Below are 19,508 nucleotides of genomic sequence, written 5' to 3' on the forward strand. Positions count from 1 at the left end.
CTTTTCAGCCTTGCTTGATCATGGCCTGCAGCACCACCACGGCGCGATTGCCCACGGCTTCAGGGTTGCCGCTGCGCGCCGTAACGCGGTAGTAGATGACGTTGGTGGACGTGCCCTGGGCGCCGTAGTTGTGCGCATTCGCGCTCTGGTTGTAACCCGTGCTGGAACTCGGGTCGTACCAGTTGCCCATGTTTTCGATCACGTACTGTGGTTGGCTGGCTGCCGCGCCACTGGCCGTGTACTGGCCTGCGGCATTGCCCTTCGCCACGGTGACGATCTTCGTCGAGTCGAAGTTGGGGTCATTGAACGGATTCGCCTGGCAGTAAACGCCACCCGCCTGGCAGTTGCGCGCGATGTCTTCCGGATTGGTCTGAATTCGCGCCGTCGCGACGCGGATGGCGGCTTCGGCCGCCTGAAAGGCGACCTGCCGGTCATAGAGGTTGGCAGCCATCTTCTGCTGCATGATGGTGCCCCGGATCGCGGCAAAGCCCACAAGCACCACGACGACGAGAAGCAACAATGCCACCACGAGTGCGATGCCTTGCTGCTTCCCTTGCATGCCCGGCTGCTTCCGTCTCCGGACGGCCAACGGGTGGGATGTCGACGCCACCGGCCGCGCCAACGAATCCTGAGGCTTGCGCTGGCCAAAATGGAAAAAGGATGCCTGGCTCATGTCAGCTCACCCGGTTGCGCAAGGTGGTGGTGGAGGTGAACGACCGCGATACCGGCTTGGCATTGACGCCGGCGCGCTTGTCGACACTCTCGGTCGTCAGCGTGATCCGCACCGCATCCACGACCGCCCAATTGGTGATGTTGTTTGCCGTCTTGAAATCCGTATCGCCGGACTGGTGATACAGGATCTGCATATCGGTGACATCACGCACCATTTCCGCGGGATTCTGTGTGGCACCGAGGCTTACGGTCTGCCGAAACAGCGACTTGCCATTCGCGCCATTGTTCCCGATATACCAATTGGAAACCGAGAGCTTGGAAATGAGCGCGTTGGGCGCAAACACATAGCTGCTGGAGCTGCTGCAAACGCTGGGATAGCTGAGGTCTGTCGTGCAGTTGCCGGGCGTACCGCTCGCCGCGTGGCTGAGGACGCTGCCCGCCACCGCCGTGATCTGCACGACGGCCGCGTGATCCGGATCGCAGACCACGACGACATCGTTGGTCTGGATATCGGTCGAACTTTCGTTGAGCGTGAAGTTCGCCGCCGGCTCCGCATCGACTTTCAGGCTGTTGCCGGTGCCTTCCGCGCCCAGCAGGATGATGGAGTCCGTACCGGCGACGCGATTGGCACCGGCGGCAGGGTCCGTCTGCGTGCTGTCATAACCCACCAGCGGATTGTTTACCGTAGCCCACCAGGCCGGTGTTGCCGACTTGCTGGGGCCATTGTTGAGCACATTGGAGAGGCGCCCGCTGTTGCCGCAGCCGTTCAGTCCCGCCGCCCGGATGTCGCGGGCGAGCATTTCGAAGGCGAGGCGCGAACTGTCCTGCACGTTGGACAGTGCCTCGTTGCTGCGATACACCTGCTGGTTGGATAGAAATACGCTGATGACGCCTGCGATAACCACCAGGCCAAGCAGGAGGGCGATCATCAACTCAACCAGCGTAAAGCCGGCTTCGCGCGTCTTTGCGCGCTGACGCAGGGTGAAGCCCCTGGACTCGAGCTTGCTTCGCACGTTCATAGAATGGCCTGCGTGACAACTTTCTCGGTGCTCGAGCCGCCCGCGCCTGCGCGACTGTCGTCGAAACTGATGGTGATGGTGCAATTGCCAAGAGCATCACAGGCAATCGTGCCTTGGGTGCTTTCAACCGCACCGAAGGTATTGCCCAGCTGCGTGCACCACGCATTGAGCTGATAGTTGGCGAGGCTGCCGGTTCCGTCGGGACAGGCATTGGCCTTCACGGTCGTGTTGTAGGTCGTTCCCGTTGCGGCATTCACGTCCGTGCGCATCGCATCCAGGATGGAATAACTCGCGATGGTGGCCATGCTGCGAGCCATCGCACTGTTGTTGGTCGAGAGCGACGTCGCCTGCAGTGCAGCGATCCCGAGGAAAGCAATCGACAGGACCAGCACGGCAATCAGCACCTCGATAAGTCCCACGCCGGCTTGGTAACGACCCGCTCGTTCGGGGCATGCAGACCCGCCCTTGATCCGGACATCCGCTGGACTTCCCATGTTCATTAGGTGCACGACCCTGAAGAAGGTGAGGTAGTCAGAATTCCACCAGCAGCCATGGTGATGGTCCGCTGGTTGTTGGTACTAAGCGCTGTCGTGCAGATCACGGCTACGACCCCGTTGTAAGGCGTCGTGTCGCCCACCTTGATCGCCAGACCTTGGCCGTTGAAGCGCAGCGCGGTCATGTCTCCCTTGAGGACCACGGCCCCCGTGAGCTCCGGCGTGGGCGACCGCACCTGATCGGCGATATTGGATTTGGTCATGAGATAAACAGCGCCCGTCTGCGTGCCGCAGGCAGAACCGAGGACGTCGCTGTTGTTGTTGGCCGCGGAGTTGCTGCACAACTGCGCGCTGCCGCCGCGTTTGATGGCTTCCATCTTTGCGGTGCTGATGGATGCGATCACGTCGTTGACTGCTGTCGTGAGCTTGTTGCTATACGTCATGGAGCGAAAACTCGGCACGGCAATCGTCACCAACACCACGGCCACGGCGAGCGTGATCATCAATTCGACGAGGGTGAAGCCGCGTTGCCGGGGTTTCATCGAGCAGCACGCGTTGCGTACCGAGCCCGGCATGGCGCTTTTCCCCGAAGTGGACTGGCCGGCGGTCCGCTTGCGAGCCATGAAAGGCACTTGGCGACGACCGGACAGATGTGCCGAGCCAGCGCACCCATGCTGTGCAGTTCGCGCGCCGGCACCGGCCACGCTCGCCCGCCATACGCTTCCCGGAAGCGGCATAACGCCCATAAGAATCCCCTGCCCCTGTAGGTACAGCCGTACCTTGCAGTGGGACTGTAGCCTTACTCCTGCATCCGCCTAGGCGTTCGCCGACGGGCGATGGGATTATTCCGACAAGCGGTATAGGCGAACGAGGCCAAGGTGATCCTGGTCACAGGGCACGGCCGCACGCTCGCGGCCGGCCAGCCGATGGTTTCGGGCAAGAAAAAAGCCCGCTCGATGAGCAGGCTTTTTTCTTGTCTGGTGCCGGAAACAGGAGTCGAACCTGCGACCTACGCATTACGAATGCGCCGCTCTACCAACTGAGCTATTCCGGCGAGGAACCGCCAATTCTACGGAGGCCGGGAGGGGTGCGCAAGCCGTCAAAGGCTCGCCGAGGCACCACCGGCGATGCGTAGTTCCTTCGGAAGGGCGAAGGTGATGGTTTCGGGCTCGCCATCAAGCTCGCGCACGGCGCCGGCGCCCCAGGACTGCAGGCGGGCGATCACGTCCTTGACCAGCTTTTCGGGAGCGGAGGCCCCGGCGGTCAGGCCGATGCGGGTGACGCCATCCAGCCAGCGCTGGTCGATGTGTTCCGCGCCGTCGATGAGATGGGCACGCACGCCCTGCTTTTCCGCCAGCTCGCGCAGGCGGTTGGAGTTGGAGCTGTTGACGGAGCCCACCACCAGCACCAGGTCCACGGCGCCCGCCAGGCGGCGCACGGCGTCCTGGCGGTTCTGGGTGGCGTAGCAGATGTCGTCCTTGCGCGGGCCGTCGATGTCCGGGAACTTCGCGCGCAACGCCTCGATGATCGCCTTGGTGTCGTCCACCGAAAGCGTGGTCTGGGTAACGTAGGAGAGTTCATGCGGAAACGTGGGGGTGAGTTCGGCCACGTCTTCGACCGACTCCACCAGCAGGATCTCGCCGCGATTGGCAGGATTCCACTGCCCCATCGTGCCTTCCACTTCCGGGTGTCCGGCGTGGCCGATCAGCACCACGCTGCGGCCGGTGCGTCCGAGGCGCGCCACCTCCATGTGCACCTTCGTAACCAGCGGACAGGTGGCATCAAACACCTTGAGGCCACGCTGGTCGGCTTCCTCGCGCACCGCCTTGGAGACGCCGTGGGCGCTGAAGATCACGGTGGCGCCATCGGGCACTTCGTCCAGCTCCTCGACGAACACCGCGCCATCGGCACGCAGCTTGTCCACCACATAGCGGTTGTGGACCACCTCGTGCCGCACGTAGATCGGTGCGCCATAGGATTCGAGCGCGCGCTCGACAATGGCAATGGCGCGATCCACACCGGCGCAAAAGCCACGGGGATTGGCAAGCAGGATATCCACGAACACTCCGGGCCCGAGCGGGCCTAATGGCAGGCTTTCATTATCGCATGCCCCATGAAATCACACGTGAGGGCGCGTTCAGGCCTTGGATTTGCCCGCAAACAGGCCGAAAACGACGAGCGCCACCGCACCCACGGTGATGCCGCAATCGGCCACGTTGAACACCGGGTAGCTCCACTCGCGGTAGTACACCTGGATGAAATCGGTCACCTGGGCCGCGTGGAGGCGATCCATGAGATTGCCCAGTGCGCCGCCCACGATCAGGGCCAGCGGCATCGCCGTTTTCCAGTCGCGCCGGGGCGTGCGATGCAGCCATGCCACCAGCACCGCGCTGATCACCACCGCCAGCAACACGAAGAACCAGCGTTGCCAGCCATCGCTGTTCGCCAGGAAGCTGAAGGCGGCGCCGGTATTGAAGGCCAGCGTCCAGTTGAGGAAACCGGGGATCACCGGGTGCGGCAGCCCGGCGGGTTGCAGGGCAGCCAACGCCCACCACTTGCTGAGCTGGTCGAGCACGATGACCACGGCGGAGAGCAGCAGCCAGGAAAGGGCGTTGGGCTTAGGTTTCATGAGCACATCAATCTTGCGAGCTGTACTCCCTCTCCCCTTTGGAGAGAGGGTTGGGGTGAGGGGCCAATCTTCCGGTGGGTTGTGGGTAGAGCGACGGCGTTCTTTTGAGACTCAATCGCGAGCACCCGCCCCTCACCTCAGTCCTCTCCCCGGGGGAGAGGAAGAAAGCAACATCAGAACCAGCGCCTATCCTCGCCCGGACCATCCACGTTGCTGATGCAGCGATCGCACAGCTCCGGATGGTTCGCATGCGTGCCCACGTCATCGCGGCGATGCCAGCAACGCACGCACTTGGCGGCATCGCTGACGGTCGCCGAGACCCACACGTCCGCGCCTTCCAGCTCGGTCAGCACGGCGTCGGCCGGCTGGCCACCGGCGAGGTCCAGGCGCAGGTCGGAGGTGATGAAGAAGAAGCGCAGTTCCGACGCCGCGGGCTGGTAGCGCGCAACGATGGCCGGATCGGCATGGATCGCCAGCTTCGCTTCCAGCGAGGCGCCGATCTGCTCGCCCTTGCGCATGCCTTCGAGCACGCGAGAGGCGGTTTCGCGGATGGCCAGTAGGTCGGACCAGTACCGACGCTGCTCTGGCGAACCCTGCGTGGCGGCCAGGCCTTCGTACCAGGTTTCGAACAGCACGCTCTCGCTGCGTTCGCCCGGCAGGTATTGCCAGATTTCCTCGGCGGTGAAGCTCAGCACCGGCGCCAGCCAGCGCACCAGCGCCTCGGCGATGCGGTACATCGCGCTCTGCGCGCTGCGGCGACCGTGGCTTTCGGTCGGCATCGTGTAGAGGCGGTCCTTGGTGATGTCCAGGTACAGCGCGCCCAGCTCGTTGGTGCAGAAGTTCTGCACGCGCTGCACGATCTCGGGGAAGTCGTAGCGGTCGTACGCCGCCATCACCGCCTGCTGCGTGTCGTACGCCTGCTGCACGGCCCACTGGTCGAGCAGCAGGCTCTGCTCCACCGGCACCAGGTGCTTGGCGGGGTCGAAACCGTCGAGGTTGCCGAGCAGGAAGCGCGCGGTATTGCGGATGCGGCGATAGGTATCGGAGACGCGCTTGAGGATCTCGTCCGACAGCGACATCTCGTTGCGGTAATCGGTCGAGCAGATCCACAGGCGCAGGATGTCCGCGCCCAGGTTCTTCATGATGTCCTGCGGTTCGATGCCGTTGCCCAGCGACTTGGACATCTTGCGGCCCTGCGCATCCACGGTGAAGCCGTGGGTGAGCACGTCGTTGTACGGCGCCTTGGCGAACATGGCCGACGAGGTGAGCAGGGACGACTGGAACCAGCCACGATGCTGGTCCGAGCCTTCCAGGTACATCACCTTGTAGCTGGACGCCTTGCCCTGCTGCAGTTCAGGACGCTGGCCGACGACAGCGAAGTGGCTGACGCCGGAGTCGAACCACACGTCGAGCACGTCCAGGACCTTTTCATAGTCCTTGGCCTGGTCGCCCAGCAGTTCGGCCGCATCCAGTGCGTACCACGCGTCGATGCCGCCCTGCTCCACGCGCTTGGCCACCTGCTCGAGCAGCGCGACGGAATCGGGATGCGGCTCCTGCGTGCCCTTGTGGATGAACAGCGCGATCGGCACGCCCCAGGTACGCTGGCGCGAGATGCACCAGTCGGGACGATCGCCGACCATGCCGGCGATGCGCTCCTCGCCCCAGCCCGGCACCCAGCGCACCTGCTTGATCGCGTCGAGCGCGGTCTGGCGCAGGCCTTCCTTCTCCATGCTGATGAACCACTGCGGCGTGGTGCGGAAGATCACCGGCGTCTTGTGGCGCCAGCAATGCGGGTAGCTGTGTTCGATCTTGGCGAAGGCCAGCAGCACGCCGCGACGGCGCAGCAGCTCGACGATCTCGTCGTTGGCCTTCCACAGGTGCTTGCCGGCGATCACCGTGCCGTCCAGCGCGGCCGGCGTGTCCGCGCGGTACGTGCCGCGCGCCTCGGTGTAGTTGAGCGTCTCGATGCCGTACTTGCGCGAGACGACGAAGTCTTCCACGCCATGGTCGGGCGAGGTGTGCACGGCGCCGGTACCGTCTTCGGCGGACACGTGGTCACCGATCAGCACGGGCACTTCGCGCGCATAGAACGGATGCTTGAGCAGCACGCCCTCCAGCACCTGGCCGGCAACGTGGCCGAGCACCTTCGCATCGCCCTCGATGCCGTAGCGCTGCGCGACCTTTTCGACGAGGGCGCTGGCGACGACCAGCAGCACGCGCCGTCCGTCGCGCGGCAGCCCTTCGATCAATGCGTATTCGAGCTCGCCGCCCAGCGATACCGCCAGGCTTTCCGGCAGCGTCCACGGCGTGGTGGTCCAGATCGGGATGGCGACGATGGCATCGCCTGCGTCCACGCCGAACTTCTGCGCAAGCGCCCGCGGATCGACGGCGTCATAGGCGACGTCCACCGCGGGCGAGGTCTTGTCGGCGTATTCGATCTCGGCTTCGGCCAGTGCCGAGCCACAATCGAAGCACCAGTACACCGGCTTGGCGCCGCGCACGACGTGGCCGTTGGCGACGATCCTGGCCAGCGCGCGCACCATGTCGGCTTCGTACTTGAAGTCCATGGTGCGATAGGGATGTTCCCAGTCGCCCAGCACGCCCAGGCGCTTGAAGTCGGTGCGCTGCAGGTCGATCTGCTGTTGCGCGTACTCTCGGCACTTCTGGCGGAAGGCGGCGGCGTCGAGCTTGTCACCCACGCGGCCGAACTTCTTCTCCACCGCCACTTCGATCGGCAGGCCGTGGCAATCCCAGCCCGGCACGTAGGGCGCGCGGTAGCCGGCCAGCAGGCGCGACTTCACCACCACGTCCTTGAGCACCTTGTTGACCGCATGGCCCAGGTGGATCGCGCCGTTCGCGTACGGCGGCCCGTCGTGCAGCACGAACACCTTGTCGCGGTTCGCCGCGCGCTCCTGGATCTGCACGTAGCGGTTCACCTGCTGCCAGTCGGCCAGCCACTTGGGCTCGCGCTTGGGCAGGTCGCCGCGCATCGGGAATTCCGTCTGCGGCAGGTTGATGGTGTTCTTGTAGTCCTGGGTCATTGCCTGGGGATGCTCTGATCGGGGTCTGGCGCGGTCCTGCGGGCGCCGTCGTTGCCTGGCGCCGCCATGGACACGGCGGAAACGCTAACGTTACCGGATTTGGGGCCGTTACGCTTCGCTGAGGCGCGGATTCATGCCAAGCAGCTCGCGCGCCTGGCGGGCATCTTTGGCCATCTGGACGGTCAAATCGTCCAGGTTGTCGAACTTCTGCTCGTCGCGCAGCTTGGCGACGAATTCCACCGCCATGCGCTGGCCGTAAAGGTCGCCTTCGAAATCGAACAGATGGACTTCCAGCAGCGGCTCGGGCACTTCATTGACCGTGGGCCGCACACCGAGGCTGGCCACGCCCGGCCAGCTGCACTCGCTCTCGCCCAGGCCCACCCGCACCGCGAAAATGCCGTGGACGGGGCTGGAACGGTCCCGCAGGTGGATGTTGGCGGTGGGATAGCCCAGCTGGCGTCCCAGCTGCTTGCCGTACTCCACCTTGCCCTCCATCACGAACGGACGACCGAGCAGCGGCGTGGCTCCGGCAAACTCGCCCGCGGCCAGCAGCATGCGTACGCGGGTGGCCGATACGCGGGCACCCTCCAGCAGCACCGCAGGCATGGTGCGGGCGCTGAAACCCAGTTGCCGGCCCATGGTCTCCAGCAATGCCACATCGCCACCGCGCTTGTGCCCGAAGCGGAAGTCGCCACCGACCCATACCTCGCGTGCCGCGAGGCGGTCGACCAGCACGCGCTGCACGAAATCCTCGGCGGACATGGCGGTCAGCGCGCCGTTGAAGCGCAACAGCAGCACCTGCTCCATGCCGGCCGCCGCGAAGCCGCGGAGTTTCTCGCGCACGCTGGAAAGACGCGCCACCGGCTCAGGGGAGAAAAACGCCCTTGGCAGTGGCTCGAAGCTCACCACCACCGGCGTCAGGCCGAGCGCGCCCGCGCGCTCGCGGACTTCGGCGAGCAAGGCCTGGTGGCCACGATGCAGCCCATCGAACGCACCCACGGCCACCACGCTGCCGCCGGGCGCCAGGCATGGGCCGGCGACATCCCTGGAAAGTCTCATCATCCGGCGAGTATAGCGGGTGACAGCCACCATCCCGCCTTCCGCCTTCTTGCAGGAGGGCGCCCAGGGCGCGATCGCCGCAGGACGTTCCTAGCGCTTCGGCCACGCGGTGATCGCGCACTGGGTGCGCTCCTGCAGGAGGACGGCAGGACGCCTCAGGCGCCCCGCAGCTCACGCATGCGGAAGCCGGCGGCGAAGAGCGTCACCACATAAGCGCCACCGCCCGCCATTACCAGCACGGCCAGGCGCCATACGCGGGTCCACTTGTCGACGCTTGTCCAGTCCGGCCAGATCCACATGCCCACCAGCAGTACCGCAATCATGACCGTACAGGCCAGCACCAGGCGCAGCATGTGGCGAGTCCAACCCGGCTGGCGCTGATACACGCCCGCCTGCTTCAACCAGCGCCATAGCAGACCCAGGTTGATGTAGCTGGCCAGCGCACTGGCCATGCCCAGCGCCATGTGCAGGCCCGGCACGGCGGCGATGCCGTCCATCCAGGGCAGCTGGCGCTGTTCCGGCGTGGCCCACAGCATGAACAGCATCGCCACGAACACCACGTTGAGCGCCATGTTCGCCACCAGCGAGGCCACGCCCGCGCGCACCGGCGTGCGGGTGTCCTGGCGTGCGTAGAACGCCGGCAGGGCCACCTTCACCAGCGCGAAGGCCGGCAGGCCGAAGCTCAGCGCCGTGATGGACAGCGTCGCCATGCGGGTATCGAACGGGGTGAACTGGCCATGCTGGAACAAGGTCGCCACCAGCGGCCGCGCCAGCAGCATCAGCGCGAACATCGCCGGCACCGCGATCAGCAGCGTGGTGCGCAAGCCCCAGTCCAGCGCCTTGGAAAAGCCTTCCTTGTCGGTGGTGACGTGGTGACGCGACAGCGACGGCAGGATCACCGTGCCCAGCGCCACGCCAAACAGGCCCAGCGGCAGCTCGAGGAAGCGGTCGGCCTGCGACAGCCAGCTCTGCGAGCCGGTCATCAGGTAGGCGGCGATCACGGTGTCGAGCAGCAGGTTGACCTGGGCCACCGAGGACCCGAACAGGGTCGGCACCATCAGCCTGAGGATGCGGCGCACATCCGGGTGGCTCCAGCCCCAGCGCGGCAGGGCGAGCAGGTCCAGGCCCCTCAGCGACGGCAGCTGGAACAGCAGCTGCAGGATGCCCGCCGCCAAAATGGCCCAGCCCATCGCCATGATCGGCGGATTCAGATAGCGCGACAGCCACAACGCGCCGCTGATCATGCAAAGGTTGAGGATGACCGGCGTCAGCGCCGGCAGCGCGAAGCGGTGGAAGCTGTTGAGCGCGCCGCCACACAGCGCGGTCAGCGACACGAACAGCAGGAACGGAAAGGTCAGGCGCAGCAGCTGGGTGGTCAGCGCGAACTTCTCGGGCGTATCCGCCGCCCCCTGCGAGAACAAGGACGCCACCTGCGGCGCGAAGATCACGCCCACCGCCGTGATGACCAGCAGCACCCCGCCCAGCGTGCCCGAAACGCGCGACATCAGTTGCTTCAGGTCCTCGTGGCTTCGCTTCTCCTTCACCTCGGTGAAGACCGGCACGAAGGCGGTGGAGAACGAGCCCTCCGCGAACAGGCGGCGCATGAAGTTGGGGATGCGGAAGGCCACCCAGAACGCGTCCGTCGCCGCGTTGGCACCGAACGTCGCGTTGATGGACATGTCCCGGACCAGACCGAGCACGCGCGAAATCATGGTCATGCTGCTGAAGGACAGCAGCCCGCGGAACATGCTGGGAGACTTCATGCGTGGAAACAGTGCCTTTGCTGGTGAGACGGCGCAGGCGCGGATCGCCCCGCCCTGGCCGAAAGGCGCGTAGTGTGACAGCCGCGAAGAGCAAGTTCACGGCCTGGGCATGGCATAATCGGGGCTGGTTCATCCGAGCCATCGCCACCGCAGCGGCGTCTGGCGCCCATGGGCGCCTTGACAAACAGCTAAGCTGTTGACGCAACGGCGCATTGACCGCATAATTGTCGTCTTTTTCCAACCCAGTCATTCATTCCGGAGTTCTACCTTGGCCAACATCAAGTCCGCGAAGAAGCGCGCGCGCCAGTCCGAGCAGCGCCGCCTGCGCAACGTCAGCGCCCGCTCCATGGTGCGCACCGCCCTCAAGAAGGTCGTCAAGGCCATCGAGAACAAGGACAAGGCTGCTGCCGTCGAGGCGTTCGCCGCCGCCCAGCCGGTCATGGATCGCTACGCCTCCCGCGGCCTGATCCACAAGAACAAGGCTGCTCGCCACAAGAGCCGCCTCAACGCGAAGATCCGCGAGCTGGCGTAAGCCGGCTCCGCGTATTGCATCTCGGGTTGGTAGGGAAGCCGGCGCAAGCCGGCTTTTCTGTGCCTGAACGAAACACCGGCCGGCGCAAGCCGGTTTTTTTTGTTTGGGGACAGCCTGACGGGGAGCGCCCCGCCCCTTCCCCGTCATTCCGGCGCAGGCCGGAATCCAGGCTCCGTGAGCACGGTTTTCGCGACGCGATGAAAGGACTGCCGGCAGGCGGGGGCGACAACCCGCCTCTTCCGTTACTGGATTCCGGCCTGCGCCGGAATGACGGCGAAAAAAAAAGCGGCCGCTGGGCCGCTTTTCCGTCAACCTCGTTGAGCCTTCCGGCTTACTCGCCACGCAACCGCACATCGCCTGGCAGCATGTCGTCGCGCTCTTCCCGCGCCATATGCTCGGCTTCCAGGAAGCGCCACACCTGTTGGCAGACCGGCATGGTGTTTTCACGGGCGATGGCGGACACCAGGAACCAGGGCTCCTTCCACTCCAGGCGCCGCACGATGTCCTCGGCAATGACCTGGCGCTCGTCGTCGGGCAGCACGTCGGCCTTGTTCAGCACCAGCCAGCGCGGACGCTGGAGCAGTTCGGGATCGAACTTCTCCAGTTCCTGCTCGATCGCATGGACCTGCTCCACCGGGTCGGTCCCATCGACCGGCGCGATATCGACCACGTGCAGCAGCAGGCGCGTGCGCGACACATGGCGGAGGAACTGGATGCCCAGGCCGGCGCCATCCGCGGCGCCCTCGATCAGGCCCGGGATGTCGGCGATCACGAAGCTCTGGTCCGTACCCAGGCTGACCACGCCCAGGTTGGGGTGCAAGGTGGTGAACGGGTAATCCGCCACGCGCGGCGTCGCTGCCGACACGGCACGGATGAAGGTCGACTTGCCGGCATTGGGGAAGCCCAGCAGGCCCACGTCCGCCAGCAGCTTCAGCTCCAGCTTGAGCTCGCGCACGTCGCCCGGCGTGCCAGGCGTGGACTTGCGCGGCGCGCGGTTCACCGAGCTCTTGAAATGGATATTGCCCAGGCCACCCTTGCCGCCCTGCGCCACCAGCAGGCGCTGGCCGTGCTGGGTGAGGTCGCCGATGGTCTCGTCGGTGTCGACGTTGGTGACCACGGTGCCGACCGGCACGCGGATGAAGGTGTCTTCGCCGCCCTTGCCGTACATCTGGCTGCCCATGCCGTTCTGGCCACGCTGGGCCTTGAACATGCGCTGGTGGCGGAAGTCGATCAGCGTGTTGAGGCCCTCGTCGGCCACCAGCCACACCGAGCCGCCGCTGCCGCCGTCGCCGCCATCGGGACCGCCAAAGGGAATGAATTTTTCGCGACGGAAGCTGATGCATCCGTTGCCGCCGTCACCGGCCTGGACCTTGATGATGGCTTCGTCGACGAATTTCATTTTGGGCGCAGTCAGTAGTAAGTGGTGAATGGTAAACGGTAAAAGCGTCGCGGGGCTGTGAGTGGGCTGGCCTGCGCCAGGCATGCCTTTCCCATTCACTATTCACCATTGACCATTTACTCGACAAAACAAAGGCCCCGCCGAGGCGGGGCCTTCGCTGCAACATCGAAGGGGATTAAGCCTTGACGACGCTGACGAACTTGCGACCTTCGGCGCCGCGAGCCTTGAATTCGACGGTGCCGTCGACCAGGGCGAACAGCGTGTGGTCACGACCCAGGCCCACGCCGGTACCGGCATGGAACTTGGTGCCGCGCTGACGCACGATGATGTTGCCGGCTTCGATGGCCTGGCCACCGTAAACCTTCACGCCGAGGTACTTCGGGTTCGAATCGCGACCGTTGCGGCTGGAACCTACGCCTTTTTTATGTGCCATGACTCAATGCTCCAGTTGCTTAGGCGTTGATGCCCGTGATCTCGACTTCGGTGAAATGCTGACGATGTCCCTGCTGCTTCTTGTGGTGCTTGCGGCGGCGGAACTTGATGATGCGGACCTTGTCGGCACGGCCGTGCTTGCGCACGGTGGCGCTGACGGTGGCACCGGCCACGGTGGGTGCACCGACGGTGATCGACTCACCGGCACCGACCAGCAGGACCTGGTCGAAGGTGAAGGCGGCGCCTTCGTCGGCGTTCAGCAGCTCCACGCGCAGGACGTCGCCCTGCTGAACGCGGTACTGCTTGCCGCCGGTCTTGATGACTGCGTAACTCATGGGAATATCCCTTCTGTCGTTATTCTCTTGGGTTCGCCACGCCGAAACCGGCACTGGCGAACTCGGGAGTATAGCGGGCCTTCAGGACGCTGGTCAATTACTGACCAACTGCCCATGCAAGCCTTTCCAGCCCACGGTCATTGCCCGCTGGGAGCCGGCGCACTCTGGCTGGGCGCCTTGGCCGGCGTCGTCTTGGCATCGGTCTGGGCAGGGGCCTTTGCGTCCGTCTTGGCCGGCGCCTTGGTGGCCGGCTTCCTGGCCGTCGTCTTCGCCGGCGCCTTCTTGGCCGGCGCTTTCGCCTTGGACTTGGCCGGCGCCTTGGCAGCGGGCTTGGCCGGCGCCTCCTCGGCGGCGTCGTCTGCCTGTGCCGGCGTCGCACCAAGGGCCGGGGCGGCGGCCGCCACCTTCGAGGGGCAACGCCCGCTGGCGTCCAGGCTCCCCTTCTGCTTGAGCTCGGCGATCATCTGGTCGCTGCGCTCCTGGCTCCACTGCCGGCCGGCCTGATTGGCTTCGGCCATGGTGGTGGGCATCTCGTTGATGACCTTCTGGCCCAGCGGGGAACGGTAGAACTTGAGCAAGCCCTCCATCTCCTCGGCGTTGAAGTGCTTCTGGTAGACCGGCACCAGGCGGCCGATGAACTGCTGCGTGGCGTTCGCGTCCAGGTAGCTCTGCCAGTACTCGGCCGGCACGCACGGCAGCGACTGCTGCATGGTGGTCACCGCCTGGTAGTTCATCTGGCTCAACATCTTGCCCACGCCGACGACGTCCATCAGCTGGCGAACCTGCGCCTCGCTGGCCGGCCCCGAGGCCGCCATCACCTGTCCGCCGGCCATTGCAAGCGCCAGGCCGACGCCCCATCTCATCCACTTAAGCATCCGCACTCTCTACCGAATCAAGCCAGGGCCCGTCGGGGCCAAAGCAGCTATTTAGCCATAGTTGGGCCGGTCTTCCCTGAAGACGACGCTCAGGCATCAGGCGGGCAATAACTAACCTGATTGGTTTGGTATAGTGCAGTTTTTCCCTTTCCCCACCTTCCCGGGCGACATGGACACCATCCGCATCCGCGGTGCGCGCACGCACAACCTCAAGAACATCGACCTGGATCTGCCGCGTGACCGGCTGATCGTCATCACCGGTCTTTCCGGCTCGGGCAAATCCTCGCTGGCCTTCGACACGATCTACGCCGAAGGCCAGCGCCGGTATGTCGAATCGCTGTCGGCCTATGCCCGCCAATTCCTCTCGATGATGGAAAAGCCGGACGTCGACCACATCGAAGGTCTTTCCCCGGCCATTTCCATCGAGCAGAAGTCAACCTCGCACAACCCGCGCTCCACCGTGGGCACGATCACCGAGGTGTACGACTACCTGCGCCTGCTCTACGCCCGCGTAGGCACCCCGCGCTGCCCCGACCACGGCATCCCGCTGGAGGCGCAGACGGTGAGCCAGATGGTGGACAGCACGCTCGCGCTCGATCCCGAGAAGCGCTTCATGCTGCTTGCCCCGGTGATCCGCGAGCGCAAGGGCGAGCACGTGCAGGTGTTCGACCAGCTGCGCGCGCAAGGCTTCGTGCGCGCGCGCGTCGACGGCACCGTGTACGACCTCGACGCCGTGCCGCCGCTCACGCTGCGCCAGAAGCACACCATCGAGGTGGTGATCGACCGCTTCCGTCCGCGCGACGACATCAAGCAGCGCCTGGCCGAATCGTTCGAGACGGCGCTGCGCCTGGGCGATGGCCTGGTGATCCTGGCCGACATGGACGCCGGGCAGGGAAGCCCGAGTGCCGCGGGCGCAAGCCGCGCAGGAGCGGCCGATGCCAGGGCCCCCGAGCAGCTGCTTTCCTCGCGCTATTCCTGCCCCGTCTGCGATTACTCGCTGCCGGAGCTGGAACCGCGCCTGTTCTCGTTCAACTCGCCGATCGGCGCGTGCCCGACCTGCGATGGCCTGGGCGTGACGCAGGTGTTCGATCCGGCGCGCGTGGTGGCGCATCCCGAGCTGTCGCTGGCCGGCGGCGCGATCCGCGGCTGGGACCGTCGCAATGCGCACTATTTCCAGCTGATCATGTCGCTGGCCAGCCATTACAGGTTCGATGTCGAGACCCCGTGGCGCAAGCTGCCGGCGGACGTCCAGAAGGCCATCCTGTATGGCAGCGGCAAGGAGACGATCGCGTTCAAGTACCTCACCGAGCGCGGCGGCCGCGTCACGCGCGAGCATTCGTTCGAAGGCATCCTTCCGAACATGGAGCGCCGGTACAAGGAAACCGAATCGCCGGCCGTGCGCGAAGAGCTGGCCAAGTACATCAGCGACCAGCCCTGCCCCGAGTGCTCGGGACAGCGGCTCAATCGCTCGGCCCGCAACGTGTTCGTGGCCGACCACGCGCTGCCCTCGCTCACGTCGCGATCGATCGATGACGCACTGGCCTTTTTTGAAGCACTGAAGCTGACCGGCTGGCGTGGCGAGATCGCGCTGAAGATCGTCAAGGAGATCCGCGAGCGCCTGTCGTTCCTCAACGACGTGGGCCTCAATTACCTCACGCTGGATCGCCAGGCCGACTCGCTGTCCGGCGGCGAGGCGCAGCGTATTCGCCTGGCCTCGCAGATCGGCGCCGGCCTGGTCGGCGTGATGTACGTGCTCGACGAGCCGTCGATCGGCCTGCACCAGCGCGACAACGAACGCCTGCTCGGCACGCTGACGCGGCTGCGCGACCTCGGCAATACGGTGATCGTGGTCGAGCATGATGAAGACGCCATTCGCATGGCGGATCACATCCTCGACATCGGCCCGGGCGCCGGCGTGCATGGCGGCGATATCGTGGCGCAGGGCGCGTTGAAGGACATCCTTTCGTCGCCGCGCTCCGTCACCGGCCAATACCTGTCGGGCAAGCGCGGCATCAAGGTGCCGACCGAACGCCGCCAGCAGCTGGATGCCGATTCGTGGCTGCACCTGAAGGGTGCGAGCGGCAACAACCTCAAGAACGTCGACCTCGCCATTCCCGCGGGCCTTTTCACCTGCGTCACCGGCGTGTCCGGCTCGGGCAAGTCGACGCTGGTCAACGATACGCTGTTCCGTCTCGCCGCCGCCGAGTTGAACGGTTCCAGCGAACAGCCGGCGCCGTACAAATCCGTCGAGGGGCTGGAGCTGTTCGACAAGGTGGTGGACATCGACCAGTCGCCGATCGGTCGCACGCCGCGTTCGAACCCTGCCACCTACACCGGCCTGTTCACGCCGCTGCGCGAACTGTTCGCGCAGGTGCCCGAAGCGCGTGCGCGCGGCTACACGCCGGGCCGTTTCAGCTTCAACGTGCGCGGCGGCCGCTGCGAGGCTTGCGAAGGCGACGGCATGATCAAGGTGGAGATGCACTTCCTGCCGGACGTGTACGTGCCTTGCGATGTGTGCCACGGCAAGCGCTACAACCGCGAAACGCTGGAAGTGCATTACAAGGGCCACACCATCGCCGACGTGCTGGACATGACGGTGGAAGATGCGCTGAAGCTGTTCGAGAACGTGCCGACCATCGCGCGCAAGCTTGAGACCCTGCGTGCCGTGGGCCTGGACTACATCAAGCTCGGCCAGAGCGCGACCACGCTCTCGGGCGGCGAAGCGCAGCGCGTGAAGTTGTCCAAGGAGCTGTCCAAGCGCGATACCGGCCGCACGCTGTACATCCTCGACGAACCCACCACCGGCCTGCACTTCCACGACATCGAGCAGTTGCTCGACGTGCTGCACCAGCTGGTGGAACAGGGCAACACCGTGGTGGTGATCGAGCACAACCTGGACGTGATCAAGACCGCCGACTGGCTGGTCGATCTCGGCCCGGAAGGCGGCGCCGGCGGCGGTCGCATCCTCGTGACCGGCACGCCGGAACAGGTCGCGGCCACGCCGGGCTCGCACACCGGACGTTTCCTTGCGCCCCACCTCGACGTGAAGCCCGCCAAGGCGGCGAAGACCGGGGGCAACGGCAAGAGCAAACCTGCACTACGGAAGAAGACTGCATGAGTTCCGCCCAACCGGCGCCGGAGAAACGCACCCGCGCCCGCAAGGCCCAGGCGCCGGAGAGCACCCCGGCCGTCGATGGCATCGAAACACCCGCAACCCGGCCACCGGCGCTCTTCGTGGCGCCGATCGGCGTGCGTTGGCGCGATCTCGACGCGTTCAACCACGTCAACAATTCCAACTACCTCACCTATCTGGAAGAGGCGCGCCTGCAGTGGCTGCGCCACGTGCCCGGCTGGTTCGACGAACAATCGATGCCGGTGCTGGCCGCCAGCGAGATCAACTATCGCCGGCCCATCGAGTGGCCGGCACAGCTGCACGTGGAACTGACCTGCGAGCGGCTGGGCAACAGCTCGATCACACTGGCGCATCGCATCGTCGATGCGCATGACGACACGCAGCTGTACAGCGACGGCAAGGTCGTGATGGTGTGGATGAACCCCGCTACCGGCAAGCCGGTGCCACTGCCGCAGTCGATCCGCGACGCCGCCGAAGGCGTCGCTTGAACGACGCTTCCGGCGTTCGGGGTTAATGCCCCTTGGACGCCGGATGCCCCAGCTTCATGCGGTATCCGTAACATCCACGTCGACCACCCCGAAAGGAGTTCGACCGTGCGCCCGCTTTCCCTCACCACCCTCGCCTTCGCCGTCGCCGCCGGTGCATCGACTGGCGCCATCGCCGCTTCATCGACAGCCACCAGCCTCACGCTTTATCGCAGTGACGACGCCGCGCTGTTCAGTGGCGGCGACGGTGGCAGCATCCAGGCAGGCTACGCCGTGGCACGCGAGCCGCGCGAGCTGTCGTTGAAGAGCGGCGTGCAGGACATCAACCTGGGCGGACTGCCGCAATACCTCGACCCTGAAGCGCTCGCGCTGACCGTGGCGGGCAACAGCGCCAAGGTGCTGTCCCAGCGCCTGTTGGTCGGCCAGGGCCAGAACGCCGCACTGGCCAGCCTGGCCGGCCAGCCCATCGTGGTACTGGGCAGCAATGGCCAGCCGCTCGCTTCCGGCACCTTGCTTCGCGCGGGCGATGGCCTGCTGGTGCAAGGCAGCGATGGCGGCACCAGCCTCATTCGCGATTACGCTGCCGTGCGCGCGCAAGGCAGCTTCCAGACCGGTTCGCTGCTGCAGCTGCGCGTCGATGCGCAGCGTCCGGGCGCCGCCAAGGCCACGCTGAGCTATACCACCGCCGGCATGGGCTGGCGCGCGGCTTACGTCGGCACCCTGCAGGCGGGCGGTCGCTGCCAGATGCAGTTCGAGTCACGCGCGAGCATCGCCAACCGCAGCGGGCGCGACTGGAAGGATGCGGAACTCACCCTGGTCGCCGGTGAACCCAACTTCGCCAAGCCGTCGGCGCCTCGCCCCATGGGCGCTCCGGTGGCCTATGCGATGCGCGCGAAGACGGACACCGCCCAACTACCCGAGCAGGACACGCTGGCCGATTACCGCACCTATACGCTGCCCGGTGCCGTCGACCTGCCCGACGGCAGCGTCAGCCAGGTACCGCTGTACGCGACGCGCACGATCGAATGCGAACGCACGTCGCTGTTCGAGCATGGCGGCGGCTGGGTACCGCCGCAGCCGATGATCAATCGCGACTACACGCCGGGCGGCGACACCGCCATCACCAGCACCCTGCAGCTGCGCGCCTTCGACAGCCTGCCGGCGGGTTATCTGCGCGTGCTGACGGCGGACCGCAACGGCACGCCGCAATTCATCGGCGAAGGCCGCATCAACGACACGCCCAAGGGAAGCGATGCGCACATCACGCTGGGCACCGCCTTCGACCTGCGTGGCGAGCGCGAACGCACGGCCTTCAGCGTGGACAAGGCCGGCCACACGCTCGATGAATCGTTCCGCATCACCCTCACCAATGCCGGTGACAGCGAACGCGTGGTGACGGTGCGCGAACATCCGTCGCGCTGGCGCCAATGGACCCTGGTGTCGTCGAGCAGCAAGCCCAGCCAGCAGACGCCCGACACGCTGGAATTTCGCGTGACGGTGCCCGCTGGCGGCAAGGCCACGCTGGATTATGCGGTGCGTTACCAGTGGTCCGCCGACGACCATCCGCAGGGATGACACTGGCCATGGCAACGAGAGGAAGCCAGCCGCAATCCGGTTTGCTACTCTCGTTTCCTGTTGCC

Annotated in this window: 17 protein-coding genes and 1 tRNA gene; 4 read left to right on the plus strand and 14 right to left on the minus strand. The window is 65.5% G+C overall.

Annotation, left to right across the window (positions count from 1 at the left end):
- Nucleotides 1–4 precede the first annotated feature (4 nt).
- The 10 genes from JMF82_RS10325 to murJ form a co-directional block, all read right to left on the minus strand.
- The gene (locus JMF82_RS10325) at nt 5–559 is read right to left on the minus strand and encodes a PilX N-terminal domain-containing pilus assembly protein (RefSeq protein ID WP_236585400.1); all 555 of its coding nucleotides are present in this window, start codon (nt 557–559) and stop codon (nt 5–7) included.
- A 115-nt stretch (nt 560–674) separates the two neighbouring features.
- Nucleotides 675–1,691: a PilW family protein gene (locus JMF82_RS10330; protein WP_201314440.1), complete on the minus strand. Its 1,017-nt coding sequence runs from the start codon at nt 1,689–1,691 to the stop codon at nt 675–677.
- Complete coding sequence (gene pilV, locus JMF82_RS10335; protein WP_236585401.1) at nt 1,688–2,110, minus strand: type IV pilus modification protein PilV; 423 nt, start codon at nt 2,108–2,110, stop codon at nt 1,688–1,690. The genes JMF82_RS10330 and pilV overlap by 4 nt, the downstream gene beginning before the upstream one ends.
- An 80-nt stretch (nt 2,111–2,190) precedes the next feature.
- Nucleotides 2,191–2,808, minus strand: a complete 618-nt coding sequence (locus tag JMF82_RS10340) for a GspH/FimT family pseudopilin (protein ID WP_236585402.1) — start codon at nt 2,806–2,808, stop codon at nt 2,191–2,193.
- A 355-nt stretch (nt 2,809–3,163) separates the two neighbouring features.
- Nucleotides 3,164–3,239, minus strand: a tRNA-Thr gene (locus JMF82_RS10345).
- Nucleotides 3,240–3,284: 45 nt separating this feature from the next.
- Nucleotides 3,285–4,244, minus strand: coding sequence for a 4-hydroxy-3-methylbut-2-enyl diphosphate reductase (ispH, locus tag JMF82_RS10350; RefSeq protein WP_201314441.1), 960 nt, complete (start codon nt 4,242–4,244; stop codon nt 3,285–3,287).
- A 78-nt stretch (nt 4,245–4,322) separates the two neighbouring features.
- Nucleotides 4,323–4,814, minus strand: coding sequence for a signal peptidase II (gene lspA, locus JMF82_RS10355; protein WP_201314442.1), 492 nt, complete (start codon nt 4,812–4,814; stop codon nt 4,323–4,325).
- Nucleotides 4,815–4,987: 173 nt separating this feature from the next.
- On the minus strand, nt 4,988–7,855 hold the full coding sequence (gene ileS, locus JMF82_RS10360) for an isoleucine--tRNA ligase (RefSeq protein WP_201314443.1): 2,868 nt from the start codon (nt 7,853–7,855) through the stop codon (nt 4,988–4,990).
- 108 nt (nt 7,856–7,963) lie between these two features.
- On the minus strand, nt 7,964–8,917 hold the full coding sequence (locus tag JMF82_RS10365; protein WP_201314444.1) for a bifunctional riboflavin kinase/FAD synthetase: 954 nt from the start codon (nt 8,915–8,917) through the stop codon (nt 7,964–7,966).
- Between the two features lie 152 nt (nt 8,918–9,069).
- A complete protein-coding gene (gene murJ / locus JMF82_RS10370) occupies nt 9,070–10,677 on the minus strand; it encodes a murein biosynthesis integral membrane protein MurJ (RefSeq protein ID WP_201314445.1) in 1,608 nt (535 codons plus the stop codon).
- Nucleotides 10,678–10,945: 268 nt separating this feature from the next.
- On the opposite strand from murJ, the gene rpsT reads away from it, so the two are divergent.
- Entirely contained in the window at nt 10,946–11,209 is a 264-nt protein-coding gene (rpsT, locus tag JMF82_RS10375; protein ID WP_167254468.1) for a 30S ribosomal protein S20, read from the plus strand.
- A gap of 331 nt (nt 11,210–11,540) precedes the next feature.
- Here the strand turns inward: rpsT and cgtA are convergent, their stop codons facing one another.
- The 4 genes from cgtA to JMF82_RS10395 form a co-directional block, all read right to left on the minus strand.
- On the minus strand, nt 11,541–12,608 hold the full coding sequence (cgtA, locus tag JMF82_RS10380) for an Obg family GTPase CgtA (RefSeq protein WP_201314446.1): 1,068 nt from the start codon (nt 12,606–12,608) through the stop codon (nt 11,541–11,543).
- 175 nt (nt 12,609–12,783) lie between these two features.
- Nucleotides 12,784–13,041: a 50S ribosomal protein L27 gene (gene rpmA, locus JMF82_RS10385; protein WP_038616501.1), complete on the minus strand. Its 258-nt coding sequence runs from the start codon at nt 13,039–13,041 to the stop codon at nt 12,784–12,786.
- 19 nt (nt 13,042–13,060) lie between these two features.
- The gene (rplU, locus tag JMF82_RS10390; RefSeq protein ID WP_201314447.1) at nt 13,061–13,375 is read right to left on the minus strand and encodes a 50S ribosomal protein L21; all 315 of its coding nucleotides are present in this window, start codon (nt 13,373–13,375) and stop codon (nt 13,061–13,063) included.
- A 137-nt stretch (nt 13,376–13,512) separates the two neighbouring features.
- A complete protein-coding gene (locus JMF82_RS10395; protein WP_236585403.1) occupies nt 13,513–14,238 on the minus strand; it encodes a DUF2059 domain-containing protein in 726 nt (241 codons plus the stop codon).
- Between the two features lie 181 nt (nt 14,239–14,419).
- Here JMF82_RS10395 and uvrA point away from each other — a divergent pair, with 181 nt between their 5' ends.
- The 3 genes from uvrA to JMF82_RS10410 all read left to right on the plus strand — a co-directional run bounded on the left by uvrA (nt 14,420) and on the right by JMF82_RS10410 (nt 19,443).
- Entirely contained in the window at nt 14,420–17,368 is a 2,949-nt protein-coding gene (gene uvrA, locus JMF82_RS10400; protein WP_201314478.1) for an excinuclease ABC subunit UvrA, read from the plus strand.
- The gene (locus tag JMF82_RS10405) at nt 17,365–17,871 is read left to right on the plus strand and encodes a thioesterase family protein (RefSeq protein ID WP_201314449.1); all 507 of its coding nucleotides are present in this window, start codon (nt 17,365–17,367) and stop codon (nt 17,869–17,871) included. The genes uvrA and JMF82_RS10405 overlap by 4 nt, the downstream gene beginning before the upstream one ends.
- A 105-nt stretch (nt 17,872–17,976) precedes the next feature.
- Nucleotides 17,977–19,443, plus strand: a complete 1,467-nt coding sequence (locus JMF82_RS10410; protein WP_201314450.1) for a DUF4139 domain-containing protein — start codon at nt 17,977–17,979, stop codon at nt 19,441–19,443.
- Nucleotides 19,444–19,508 lie beyond the last annotated feature (65 nt).

It is taken from the genome of Dyella sp. EPa41, assembly GCF_016586165.1.
In the GTDB taxonomy this organism is placed as follows: Bacteria; Pseudomonadota; Gammaproteobacteria; order Xanthomonadales; family Rhodanobacteraceae; genus Dyella.

Bases quoted from the DNA above. Each gene is read 5' to 3' on its own strand.
- JMF82_RS10325 (WP_236585400.1), bottom strand. From the start codon at position 559: ATGCAAGGGAAGCAGCAAGGCATCGCACTCGTGGTGGCATTGTTGCTT.
- JMF82_RS10330 (WP_201314440.1), bottom strand. From the start codon at position 1,691: ATGAACGTGCGAAGCAAGCTCGAGTCCAGGGGCTTCACCCTGCGTCAG.
- JMF82_RS10340 (WP_236585402.1), bottom strand. From the start codon at position 2,808: ATGGCTCGCAAGCGGACCGCCGGCCAGTCCACTTCGGGGAAAAGCGCC.
- lspA (WP_201314442.1), bottom strand. From the start codon at position 4,814: ATGAAACCTAAGCCCAACGCCCTTTCCTGGCTGCTGCTCTCCGCCGTG.
- ileS (WP_201314443.1), bottom strand. From the start codon at position 7,855: ATGACCCAGGACTACAAGAACACCATCAACCTGCCGCAGACGGAATTC.
- JMF82_RS10365 (WP_201314444.1), bottom strand. From the start codon at position 8,917: ATGATGAGACTTTCCAGGGATGTCGCCGGCCCATGCCTGGCGCCCGGC.
- murJ (WP_201314445.1), bottom strand. From the start codon at position 10,677: ATGAAGTCTCCCAGCATGTTCCGCGGGCTGCTGTCCTTCAGCAGCATG.
- cgtA (WP_201314446.1), bottom strand. From the start codon at position 12,608: ATGAAATTCGTCGACGAAGCCATCATCAAGGTCCAGGCCGGTGACGGC.
- rpmA (WP_038616501.1), bottom strand. From the start codon at position 13,041: ATGGCACATAAAAAAGGCGTAGGTTCCAGCCGCAACGGTCGCGATTCG.
- rplU (WP_201314447.1), bottom strand. From the start codon at position 13,375: ATGAGTTACGCAGTCATCAAGACCGGCGGCAAGCAGTACCGCGTTCAG.
- JMF82_RS10395 (WP_236585403.1), bottom strand. From the start codon at position 14,238: ATGAGATGGGGCGTCGGCCTGGCGCTTGCAATGGCCGGCGGACAGGTG.
- uvrA (WP_201314478.1), top strand. From the start codon at position 14,420: ATGGACACCATCCGCATCCGCGGTGCGCGCACGCACAACCTCAAGAAC.
- JMF82_RS10405 (WP_201314449.1), top strand. From the start codon at position 17,365: ATGAGTTCCGCCCAACCGGCGCCGGAGAAACGCACCCGCGCCCGCAAG.